Annotated in this window: 10 protein-coding genes and 2 tRNA genes; all 12 read right to left on the bottom strand. The window is 48.8% G+C overall.

Features of this window, described 5'->3' with window-relative positions:
• Positions 1–27: 27 nt before the first annotated feature.
• Complete coding sequence (pnp, locus tag JIG40_RS22380; RefSeq protein WP_020332051.1) at positions 28–2163, bottom strand: polyribonucleotide nucleotidyltransferase; 2136 nt, start codon at positions 2161–2163, stop codon at positions 28–30.
• 284 nt (positions 2164–2447) lie between these two features.
• A complete protein-coding gene (rpsO, locus tag JIG40_RS22375; protein ID WP_020332050.1) occupies positions 2448–2717 on the bottom strand; it encodes a 30S ribosomal protein S15 in 270 nt (89 codons plus the stop codon).
• Between the two features lie 116 nt (positions 2718–2833).
• On the bottom strand, positions 2834–3781 hold the full coding sequence (truB, locus tag JIG40_RS22370; RefSeq protein WP_020332049.1) for a tRNA pseudouridine(55) synthase TruB: 948 nt from the start codon (positions 3779–3781) through the stop codon (positions 2834–2836).
• On the bottom strand, positions 3781–4176 hold the full coding sequence (gene rbfA / locus JIG40_RS22365) for a 30S ribosome-binding factor RbfA (protein ID WP_020332048.1): 396 nt from the start codon (positions 4174–4176) through the stop codon (positions 3781–3783). The genes truB and rbfA overlap by 1 nt, the downstream gene beginning before the upstream one ends.
• A gap of 99 nt (positions 4177–4275) precedes the next feature.
• A complete protein-coding gene (gene infB / locus JIG40_RS22360; RefSeq protein WP_020332047.1) occupies positions 4276–6981 on the bottom strand; it encodes a translation initiation factor IF-2 in 2706 nt (901 codons plus the stop codon).
• A gap of 24 nt (positions 6982–7005) precedes the next feature.
• Positions 7006–8493 (bottom strand): transcription termination factor NusA, encoded by a 1488-nt coding sequence (gene nusA, locus JIG40_RS22355; protein ID WP_020332046.1) that lies wholly within the window; start codon positions 8491–8493, stop codon positions 7006–7008.
• An 18-nt stretch (positions 8494–8511) separates the two neighbouring features.
• Positions 8512–8967 carry a ribosome maturation factor RimP gene (gene rimP / locus JIG40_RS22350; protein ID WP_020332045.1) on the bottom strand — a complete coding sequence of 152 codons (456 nt, stop codon included), beginning with the start codon at positions 8965–8967 and terminating at the stop codon, positions 8512–8514.
• A 206-nt stretch (positions 8968–9173) separates the two neighbouring features.
• A tRNA-Met gene (locus JIG40_RS22345) sits at positions 9174–9250 on the bottom strand.
• A 54-nt stretch (positions 9251–9304) separates the two neighbouring features.
• Positions 9305–9388, bottom strand: a tRNA-Leu gene (locus tag JIG40_RS22340).
• 27 nt (positions 9389–9415) lie between these two features.
• Positions 9416–9754: a preprotein translocase subunit SecG gene (secG, locus tag JIG40_RS22335; RefSeq protein WP_024374244.1), complete on the bottom strand. Its 339-nt coding sequence runs from the start codon at positions 9752–9754 to the stop codon at positions 9416–9418.
• Between the two features lie 256 nt (positions 9755–10010).
• Entirely contained in the window at positions 10011–11351 is a 1341-nt protein-coding gene (glmM, locus tag JIG40_RS22330) for a phosphoglucosamine mutase (protein WP_199466112.1), read from the bottom strand.
• Positions 11352–11367: 16 nt separating this feature from the next.
• Complete coding sequence (folP, locus tag JIG40_RS22325) at positions 11368–12207, bottom strand: dihydropteroate synthase (RefSeq protein WP_158130014.1); 840 nt, start codon at positions 12205–12207, stop codon at positions 11368–11370.
• Positions 12208–12233 lie beyond the last annotated feature (26 nt).

Below are 12233 nucleotides of genomic sequence, written 5' to 3'. Positions count from 1 at the left end.
ATCGCGCTTTAACCCAGACAGTGACGCTTATTCAGCTTCTGGTGCATCCAGTGCAGCCGTCGCTTCTTCAGCTGGTTTTTCAACCGCTTCTTTCATACTCAGACGTACACGGCCTTGACGGTCGATTTCCAGAACTTTAACTTGTACTTCTTGGCCTTCAGACAGTACGTCAGACACTTTCTCGATACGCTTGTCAGCGATTTGAGAAATGTGTACCAGACCATCTTTGCCAGGCAGTACAGTGACGAATGCGCCGAAGTCAGCCAGACGTGCCACTTTACCCGTGTAGATCTTACCCACTTCAACTTCTGCAGTGATCTGCTCGATACGACGAATCGCATCTTGCGCTTGCTCACCTGAAGTTGCCGCGATCTTGATCGTGCCGTCATCTTCGATTTCAATGGTGGTACCTGTTTCTTCAGTCAGCTGACGAATCACTGCGCCACCTTTACCGATCACGTCTTTGATCTTGTCTGCGCTGATCTTCATGGTGTGGATACGTGGAGCGAATTGAGAGATATCGTCACGAGCACCAGAGATAGCTTGATCCATTACAGACAGAATGTGCAGACGTGCACCTTTCGCCTGGTTCAGAGCGATCTGCATGATCTCTTTCGTAATACCTTCAATCTTGATGTCCATCTGCAGTGCAGTCACACCGTTTGAAGTACCCGCTACTTTAAAGTCCATGTCGCCCAGGTGGTCTTCGTCACCCAGAATGTCAGACAGAACGACGAAGTCATCTTCTTCTTTCACCAGACCCATTGCGATACCCGCAACCGATGCTTTGATTGGCACACCCGCGTCCATCAGAGCCAGTGAAGAGCCACATACAGACGCCATTGAAGACGAGCCGTTTGATTCAGTGATTTCAGATACTACACGCACTGTATATGGGAATTCATCGATAGAAGGCATAACCGCAGCAATACCGCGTTTTGCCAGACGACCGTGACCAATTTCACGACGCTTAGGAGAACCCACAAAACCCGTCTCGCCCACACAGTATGGAGGGAAGTTGTAGTGCAGCAGGAAGTGATCTTTCTTCTCGCCAGTCAGTTCGTCGATGATTTGCGCGTCACGTTGAGTACCCAGAGTCGCCGTAACCAGAGCCTGAGTTTCACCACGAGTAAACAGAGCACTACCGTGAGTACGTGGCAGAACGCCAGTACGTACGTCCAGTGCACGAACCATGTCTTTTTCACGGCCATCGATACGTGGGTTGCCAGCGATGATGCTGCGACGTACCACAGTTTTTTCCAGGTCGTGGAAGATAGTGTGGATTTCTTTTGGATTCAGTTCTTCGTCTTCAGCCAGCAGCTTCGCGCTGACTTCAGCACTGATTTCGTGGATGCGGTCATAACGCGCCATTTTCTCAGTGATTTGGTACGCTTCAACCAGTTGGCTTTCAGCCAGCTCAGCAATCTTCGCTTTCAGCTCAGTGTTTTCTGCTGGCGCTTCCCAATCCCATGCAGGAGTCGCAACTTCTGCTGCGAATTCGTTGATCGCTTTGATCACGGTTTGTTGTTGATCGTGACCAAATACAACCGCAGACAGCATCTCTTCCTCAGACAGAACTTCTGCTTCAGATTCAACCATCAGAACGGCAGATTCAGTACCAGCAACCACAAGGTCAAGCTTCGATGTTGCAAGCTCAGCGTTGCTTGGGTTCAGAACCAATTGACCGTTGATGTGACCAACACGCGCAGCACCGATAGGACCATTGAACGGAATACCAGAGATCGCTAGCGCAGCAGAAGTACCAATCATGGTCACGATGTCAGGTTGCACGTCTGGGTTAACAGACACAACGGTCGCAATCACTTGAACTTCGTTTTTAAATGCATCTGGGAACAGCGGGCGGATTGGACGGTCGATCAGACGTGCAGTCAGCGTTTCGCCTTCAGAAGGACGGCCTTCACGCTTAAAGAAGCCTCCAGGGATTTTACCTGCAGCGTAGGTACGCTCTTGGTAGTTTACTGTCAGAGGGAAGAAATCTTGGCCTTCAACGGCTTCTTTCTTACCAACCACGCTCACGAATACAGCTGTATCGTCCATGGTTACCATTACAGCTGCCGTTGCCTGACGAGCCATAACGCCAGTTTCCAGTGTCACGGTGTGGTTACCGTACTGGAATGTTTTTACTACTGGTTTTTCAAACATTGAGTTTTTCCTTTTCCAGGGCATACCTGGATGAATCAATTGAAGACTCAAAACATCACCAATCGCGACTAGTAAAAACGGACTGATTGCCCAATCTGCTTTTAATAGCCGCGACCTGTTGGCCGACTTACGGTGACTGTAATGCCTTGAGTTTAGATAATGCTGACTTCATCAAGTCAGACGGCGGGTAGTATAAACTACATTGCGAAAGATGTGCCAAATTTAGATAACAAAAAAGGGGCATATAGCCCCTTTTTAGACAAACTGTACTATGCAGCCACTGATTAGCGACGTAGGCCTAGACGTTTGATTAGATCTTGGTAACGAGACAGGTCTTTGCCTTTCAGGTAATCAAGAAGTTTACGACGGCTAGAAACCATGCGTAGCAGACCACGACGGCTGTGGTGATCGCCTTTGTGCGCTTTGAAGTGACCTTGTAGGTGGTTGATAGAAGCAGTCAGTAGAGCTACTTGTACTTCTGGTGAACCAGTGTCGCCTTCGCCACGTGCGTATTCAGCAACGATTGCTGCTTTAGTTTCTGCATTCAGAGACATAATTCTCTCCTAAAGAGTTAAGTTTATATTTGTGCCAGCCAATCTCTGATTCAGCCGACACGAGGAGCGCGAATTATAGGGAATTATTCCCCTTCGCACAAGATCAAAAAAGACGGTTACTCGGCGTCTTTCGGGTAAACCACCAGACGTTTCGGCGCAATTTTGCCATCGTCGTTCATTTCACCCACGCCCAGGAAGAGTTTCTCCTCTCCGCCAGTCAAACGGACGAAGCAATCACTTGGCGCGCCAAAGACTTGCACCGCTTGACCGTGTTGTACCATGTGCACCAGTTCAGGTACCAGATTCACCTCTGGCAAATCCTGCACTGCGGTATCCATTGGTAGCAGCAACGCATCTAAAATCTCGTAAGGTGAGCGATCTTCGCGTTGTGCTTGCTCAACCATTTCGTTGAGTTGCTCCAGCGTGACCATATTTTCGTACGGGTACTTTGCCACACCAGTGCGGCGCAGCATCGTGACGTGAGCACCACAGCCCAGCATTTCGCCTAAATCGTCAACGATAGTACGAATGTATGTGCCTTTTGAGCAATGCACTTCCATCTCCACTTCATCGCCTTCAAAGCGATGCAGGACAATGTCGTACACTGTAATCTTGCGCGCTTCACGCGGCACTTCAATACCTTGGCGTGCGTATTCGTACAACGGACGTCCTTGATATTTCAGCGCAGAAAACATCGATGGCACCTGATCGGTTTCGCCACGGAATGATTCAATCTTGGCCAGCAATGTTTCGCGCTCGACATGCACCGGGCGTGTTTCCACCACTTCACCGTCAGAGTCTGAGGTGTCGGTGCGCTCACCTAACTTGGCAATCACGCGGTAGCGTTTGTCGGAGTCGAGCAGGAACTGGGAGAACTTGGTCGCTTCACCGAGACAAATCGGCAGCATACCAGTTGCCAGAGGATCCAGAGCACCTGTGTGTCCGGCTTTCTCGGCGAAAAACAGGCGTTTCACTTTCTGTAAAATGTCGTTCGACGAAATGCCCGTTGACTTATCCAGTAACAGAACACCGTTGATCGCACGGCCTTTACGACGACGCGCCATTACTCTTCGTCCTCACGACCCGCATCTTTTTGCTTGCGCTTGTCCTGACTCACCACTTCGGTCACCAGGTTTGACATGCGCATACCTTCCACCAGGGTGTTGTCGTAGTGGAAGCGAATTTCCGGCGTCAGACGCAGACGAATGCGTTTACCCAGCATCATACGGATGTGCACTTCGTGCTCACGCAGCGCATTCAGGCACGATTCAGGTGTTTGCTCACCCACGCACAGGAAAGTGACGAAAACTTTGGCGTAAGCCAGATCGCGAGACACTTCAACGTCAGAAATGGTCACCATACCCAGACGGGAATCGCGCACTTCGCGTTGTAGAATCATCGCTAATTCTTTTTGTAATTGCTGTGCCACACGTTGAGTACGGCTAAATTCTTTTGGCATATTCTTTTCTCACTGATAGAAAGAATGGGGGGATGGTTTACCCAGCCCCCCATGGTGTATTCAACAACCTAAACTTGCCGATAATGCAATTTTAGTTGGTTAGTCGATGGTGCGTTGAATCTCAACGGTTTCGAACACTTCGATCTGGTCGCCTACGCGAACGTCGTTGTAGTTCTTAACGCCGATACCACACTCGTAACCATTCTTAACTTCTGCTACGTCGTCTTTAAAGCGACGCAGAGATTCCAGTTCGCCTTCGTAGATAACAACGTTATCACGCAGTACGCGAATTGGGCTATGACGTTTAATGGTACCTTCAGTCACCATACAACCTGCGATTGCACCCAGTTTCGGTGACTTGAACACGTCACGAACTTCAGCAAGACCAATGATTTCCTGCTTGAATTCTGGAGCCAGCATACCGCTCATCGCTTGTTTCACTTCGTCGATCAATTGGTAAATGATCGAGTAGTAGCGAAGGTCGATGTTTTCTGCGTCAAGGGTACGACGAGCAGACGCATCTGCACGAACGTTAAAGCCGACTACGATAGCATTTGATGCAGCTGCCAGTACGGCATCTGTCTCAGTAATACCACCGACGCCAGAACCCACGATGTTCACTTTCACTTCTTCAGTAGACAGTTTCAGTAGTGAGTCAGCGATCGCTTCAACCGAACCTTGTACGTCCGCTTTCAGAACGATGTTCAGTTCAGCAACGTCACCAGCAGCCATGTTCGAGAACATGTTTTCCAGTTTCGATTTCTGCTGACGAGCCAGCTTCACTTCGCGGAATTTACCTTGACGGTAGTTCGCTACTTCACGTGCTTTACGCTCGTCACGAACAACAGTTGCTTCGTCACCTGCAGCAGGAACGCCTGACAGACCCAGGATTTCTACAGGGATAGAAGGACCTGCTTCTTCCACTTCGTTACCCAGTTCGTCGCGCATTGCACGTACACGGCCGTATTCTTGACCACACAGTACGATGTCGCCTTTGTGCAAAGTACCGGACTGAACCAGAACCGTTGCAACCGGACCACGACCTTTATCCAGACGTGATTCGATAACCACACCAGAAGCCATACCGTCTTTCACTGCGTGCAGTTCCAAAACTTCAGCTTGCAGCAGAATCGCTTCTAGCAGTGCATCGATGTTGGTACCCTGTTTTGCAGAGATGTGAACGAACATGTTCTCACCGCCCCACTCCTCAGGCATAACATCGTAGGCAGCCAGTTCGTTTTTCACGTTATCTGGGTTTGCCGCTTCTTTATCGATCTTGTTTACCGCAACAATCAAAGGTACGCCGGCCGCTTTCGCGTGCTGAATCGCTTCAACTGTCTGTGGCATTACGCCATCGTCCGCTGCAACCACAAGCACAACGATATCCGTTGCCTGAGCACCACGAGCACGCATTGCAGTAAATGCCGCGTGTCCAGGAGTATCCAGGAAGGTAATCATACCGTTTGGTGTTTCAACGTGGTAAGCACCGATGTGCTGAGTAATACCACCCGCTTCGCCTGACGCAACGTGCGTACGACGAATGTAGTCCAGTGTTGACGTTTTACCGTGGTCAACGTGGCCCATGATGGTTACTACCGGAGCACGTGGCACAGACTCAAATTCGTCATCACGGTCAGACAGAACGGCTTCTTCCAGCTCGTTTTCTTTACGAATGATAACTTTGTGGCCCATTTCTTCCGCAACCAGTTGAGCAGTTTCCTGATCAATCACTTGGTTGATGGTTGCCATGGCACCCAGTTTCATCATCACTTTGATGACTTCAGTCGCTTTCACTGACATCTTCTGAGCCAGTTCAGACACGACGATAGTCTCGCCGATCACTACATCAGATTTTGCAACGACAGCACTCTTGTCGAAACCATGTTGCATTGACGTAGGCTTGCTGATACGACCTTTACGACCGGCTTTACCACCACGAGTACGAGAAGAATCACGTTCTTGTTTATCATCGCGAGAAGACATTTTTCTCTTGTTCGCTTTGGTAGAACGACGGCTTGAACCTTCTTCACGACGGTCTGCTTCATCTTCGGCTTCACGAGCGTAGCGTGAAGTCGTTACGTGGTAATCTGTATCTTCTTGCATATCACCCTTTTTCTCTTCTTCAGCAGACCAACGCTCTTTGTTTAATTCGGCCAATTCACGCGCTTTTTCAAGCTGACGGCGACTTTCCTCTTCCGCCTTACGTTTCGCTTCTTCTTCCTGGCGACGTTTTAGCTCATCGGCCTCTTTTCGCGCTGCTTCTTGCTTCGATTTATCTTCTGCAGAACGCTCACGTTTTGCTTCTTGAGCTTCACGCTTCACTTTATCGTCAGCGTCGCGTTTAGCTTTCTCTTCCGCGTCACGTTTTGCTTTTTCTTCCGCTTCACGTTTCGCTGCATCAGCAGCTTCACGTTTCAGTGCTTCTTCAGCTTCGCGTTTCGCTTGTTCTTCCGCTTCACGGTTTGCTGCTTCTTCAGCTTCACGTGTCGCTTCATCTTCGATTGTACTGCGCTTAACATACGTACGTTTTTTGCGCACTTCAACCTGAACATTCTTACTTTTACCGCCACCGGCATTTACGCTCAGTGTACTGCGGGTCTTACGCTGGAGTGTTAAACGAGTTGGCTCAGCCGTTGATGCTTCGCCATGTTCTTTGCGCAGATGGGAGAGAAGCTTCTGCTTCTCGTCCTCGGTTACGCTGTCTGAACCTGATTTTTTCATACCAGCATCAGCAAGTTGCTCTAATAAGCGGTCAACTGGAGTACCAATTTCTTCACTCAGTGCTTTAACTGTAAGTTGTGTCATGCCGCTTCCTCCCCTTGCTGAAAATTATGCGTCTTCGCCGAACCAACAAATGTTGCGAGCCGCCATAATTAATTCGCCCGCACGCTCTTCGGTTAGGCCTTCAATACCTTCAAGATCGTCGATACCCTGGTCTGCCAGATCTTCCAGTGTCGCAACACCTTTCGCAGCCAGTTTGAACGCCATTTCGCGCTCTAGGCCTTCCAGTGCCAGCAGATCTTCTGCAGGCTCCAGGCCGTCAAACGATTCTTCTTGTGCCAATGCGATGGTAGTCAGCGCATCTTTGGCACGGTTACGTAGTTCTTCAACCAGATCTTCATCCAGGCCGTCTACTTCCAGTAGCTCATTCACTGGAACGTAAGCGATTTCTTCCAGAGTCGAGAAACCTTCTTCAACCAGAAGCTCCGCAAAGTCCTGTTCGATATCTAGGTACTTCATGAAGTTTTCGATAGAAGCCATTGACTCTTCTTGGTGTTTCTTCTGCAGATCTGCCACTGTCATAACGTTCAGTTCCCAACCAGTCAGTTGAGATGCCAGGCGTACGTTCTGACCGTTACGGCCGATTGCCTGTGCCAGATTGTCTGCTTCAACAGCGATGTCCATGGCGTGTGCATCTTCATCAACGATGATCGACGCTACATCCGCTGGAGCCATTGCATTAATCACGAATTGCGCTGGGTTATCATCCCAAAGCACGATATCGATACGCTCGCCGCCCAGCTCGCCTGAAACCGCCTGAACGCGCGCACCACGCATACCAACACACGCACCCACAGGGTCAATACGTTTGTCGTTGGTTTTCACGGCAATTTTCGCACGAGAACCCGGATCGCGCGCAGCGCCTTTCAGTTCAATCAGCTCTTCACCGATTTCTGGCACTTCAACACGGAATAGTTCTGCCAGCATTTCTGGCTTAGAACGAGTAACGAACAGTTGGAAACCACGCGCTTCTGGCGCCACTTTGTACAGCAGACCACGTACGCGGTCGCCTGGGCGGAAGTTTTCACGTGGCAGTTGGTCTTCACGTAGGATGACCGCTTCTGCGTTGTTACCCAGATCCAGAATCACGGTGTCACGGTTTACTTTCTTCACCACACCAGTGATCAGTTCGCCTTCATTGTCGATGAACTGTTCAACGATTTGTGCACGTTCAGCTTCACGCACTTTCTGTACGATAACCTGCTTCGCCGTTTGAGTCGTGATACGGTCAAACGTTACGGATTCGATTTCATCTTCGATGTAGTCACCCAGTTTGACTGATTCATCATCGTAAACCGCCGCTTCTAAAGAGATTTCTTTAGTTGGGTTTTCTACTTCATCAACAACCAGCCAGCGACGGAACGTATCGAACTCACCAGTTTTACGGTCAATAGCAACACGAACATCGATTTCGATTTCATATTTCTTCTTTGTTGATGTAGCCAGCGCAGTTTCCAGCGCTTCAAAAATACGCTCACGAGGTACCGCTTTCTCGTTAGAAACCGCCTCAACAACCGCTAAAATTTCTTTACTCATTGTTATAGCCTCTAAGACTTAAAATTTAGGGATCAGGTTAGCTTTTGAAATGTTGCTGAGAGCGAAATGTTCTTCCTGCCCTTCAACCATGACATTGATGGTTTCACCGTCTGCGCCAAGGATTTCACCTTTCCACTTGCGGCGGTTACCCACAGCCATTTTCAACACGATGCTGACCTCGTGACCTTTAAATTGTTCATAGTGTGCAGCTTTAAAAAGTGGTCTTTCTAAACCAGGTGAAGAAACTTCAAGGTTGTAAGCCACTGTAATTGGATCTTCAACATCCAACACTGCACTCACTTGATGACTTACTTCTGCACAGTCATCCACGGTAATTCCGTTTTCGTGATCGATATAGATACGTAGCGTTGAGTGCTGTCCTGCACGGACAAATTCTAATCCAACTAACTCATAACCTGATGCAGCTACTGGAGCGTCAAGCATTTCAGTAAGTTGTCTTTCTAAACCAGTCATTTAAACCACTCCAGAAACAAAAAAAGGGCATAGAGCCCAATTTAAATTCCAAGCAAGCACCTGAATTTTCGGATGAAAAATTCAGATAACAAAAAACCCCGAAAGTCGGGGTTTTTTGTTGCTGGACCCTGATAAATTGAGAATTTCTTCTCAACTGCAGTGAGGTTAACACTGCCAAACTTGCATCCGTAACCCTAGAGGTTAGATGGTTGCGGGGGCCGGATTTGAACCAACGACCTTCGGGTTATGAGCCCGACGAGCTACCAAGCTGCTCCACCCCGCGTCCGACTTGTAAGCAATTATACGCTCTACAAGGTGATTTACAAGTTTGTAAATATGGTGCCGAGAGAGGGACTCGAACCCTCACACCTAGGGCGCTAGCACCTCATGCTAGTGTGTCTACCAATTTCACCATCTCGGCATAACCTGACTTATCGCTTTCGATAAGTTAGTGAGGAATTTCGTCGCTTGATTTAGCTGGAGCTTCACTCACTGTCTCAGCAGCTTTCTGTTGAATCACCTGACCTTGCGATGGGTCAACCCATTGTGATTCAGTCTTATGCGTTGACATATTGCCTAGCACCAAGCTGATGATAAAAAATACGGTTGCAAAAATTGCAGTCATTCGGGTTAGGAAGTTACCTGAGCCGCTCGCGCCAAACACTGTGTTTGAAGCACCAGCACCGAAAGAGGCTCCCATATCTGCGCCTTTACCTTGTTGAATCAACACCAGGCCAATGATACCAACCGCTGCCAACAGGTAAATCACAAGTAGAACTGTAAACATTACTTCCACCTATGTTCCAAATTGTTGAGCCAGCGCCGTTCAATCATTCGACTTGAACAAGGCTAGCGACCTCCTCTTCGAAGGCGGAGGCAATACTAACGAATGCAAGTTTGACTGACAAGCGGAATTTTCGAAAAAAGTCGAGTTTATGAATCAAACGGTCAAAAAAGGTTCAAAGAAAGCGTAATCAAAAACTTGCCCGATTTGCCGACCATTTTTCAATAACCTAGTGTATCGGGCAAGTGGTGGCCTGCGTTTAGCAGTTCACTTTTACCGCTTCAGCAATTTTCAACGCAGACGCTTTCACTAGCGCAGCATCTTCACCTTCAACCATCACGCGAATCAAAGGCTCGGTGCCTGATTTACGCAGCAGAACACGTCCTTTATCACCCAACTCAGCTTCCACTTCTTTAACTGATGCAATCACCGCTTCCGCTTCCAGAGGATTGTTGTCGCCACTGAAACGCACATTTTCCAGCACTTGCGGATAAAGGACCATGCCTTTGGCCAGCTCACTCAACGTCATTTCGCTCCCCACCACAGAGGCTAACACCTGCAGCGCCGCCACAATGGCATCACCTGTAGTGACTTTATCCAGCAAAATAACATGGCCTGAGTTTTCAGCGCCAATCAGCCAACCTTTTTCCTGCAGTTTTTCCATGACATAACGGTCACCGACCGCAGCCCGAATGAACGGAATACCCAGCTGTTTGAGACCATTTTCCATACCAAGGTTGGTCATCAACGTACCGACAACGCCGCCTTTCAGCTCGCCACGGCGTAGCGCATCGCGAGCAATAATGTAGGCAATCTGATCGCCATCGACTTTATTACCCAGTTCATCAACCATGATAATGCGGTCACCATCACCGTCAAAGGCAAGGCCAAGGTCAGCTTGTTCATCAACAACCCGTTGTTGCAGCGCACGCACATCCGTCGCGCCCACTTTATCGTTGATGTTCAGACCATCAGGCTCAACACCCATTGCGATGACATCGGCACCCAGCTCTTTAAATACATTCGGTGCAATGTGGTAGGTGGCGCCGTGCGCACAGTCGACCACAATTTTTAATCCAGCCAGGCTCAGCTTGGAGGGAAATGTGCTCTTACAAAATTCGATATAGCGACCTGCAGCATCGACCAGCCGCGAGGCTTTACCCAGCTCTGCCGATTCAACGCACTCAATCTGTTTGTCCAACTCTGCTTCAATCGCCAACTCGATATCATCTGGCAGTTTGGTGCCTTCCGAAGAGAAGAACTTAATGCCGTTATCGTAGTAGGGATTATGTGATGCAGAAATCACAATTCCCGCTTCTGCGCGGAAAGTTTGAGTCAGATACGCCACCGCCGGTGTCGGCATTGGTCCGGTAAAAATGGCTTTCAAACCAGCGGCTGCCAAGCCTGCCTCAAGCGCAGACTCCAACATGTAGCCAGAAATACGGGTATCTTTACCTATGATGACTTTCTTAGTGCCTTGCTTAGCCAGCACTCGTCCAGCCGCCCAGCCAAGCTTTAATACGAAATCCGGTGTAATTGGATATTGGCCAACTTTGCCACGTACACCGTCAGTACCAAAATAACGTCTTTGATCAGACATGATGATTCCTTAGTTTTTATAATGTGCTGTTTTTGTTCATCGTTTCGATGATCGTCATCGCTTCCAGTGTCTCTTCGACATCATGCACACGAATAATCTGCGCACCTTTCATCGCAGCAATCGATGCACAAGTCACACTGGCGACCATACAATCCGCGGGTTTTTTATCTAACAATTTAAAAATCATAGACTTGCGTGACATACCAGCCAAGACAGGCAAGCCAAAACGATGGAACTGTTCCAAGTTCGCCAGCAGATGATAATTGTGTTCGATGGATTTACCAAAGCCAAATCCAGGATCGAGGATAATATTCTCACGAGCAATACCTGCTGCCTCACATGCAGCCATACGCTCCAGAAGAAACGCTTCGACTTCAGCCATTAGATCGCCATATTGCGGATTTTGCTGCATGGTCTTCGGCTGGCCTTTCATGTGCATGATGCATACAGGAACATTCGCGGCCGCGGCAACTTCAAGCGCACCCGGCTCGGTCAATGAACGGATATCATTGATCAAATCAGCGCCCGCAGCTACAGACTGACGCATCACTTCCGCTTTACTAGTATCCACTGAAATCCACACATCCTGATTGCGCTCACGAATGGCTTTTACAATTGGGATAACTCGCTCAAGTTCTTCTTCTAAACTAACTTCCGGCGCGCCTGGCCTCGTCGATTCGCCACCAATATCGATGATACTGACACCGGCTGCGATCATCTTTTGCGCTCTTTCCAGCGCTTTGTCCAGCGTGGTGTAGCTGCCACCGTCAGAGAAAGAATCCGGCGTGGTGTTGAGAATCCCCATTACATGTGGGCGATCAAGTTCGAGAGTTTTAGTTGCAGTTTGTATTTTCATAAGTCCCTGAAAATAGATTTGGCCTG

The organism is Vibrio sp. bablab_jr001, assembly GCF_016464285.1.
Classification (GTDB): domain Bacteria; phylum Pseudomonadota; class Gammaproteobacteria; order Enterobacterales; family Vibrionaceae; genus Vibrio; species Vibrio fluvialis.
Note: the sequence above shows the minus strand (reverse complement) of the source record. Positions and strands in the feature narration are given on the sequence as shown.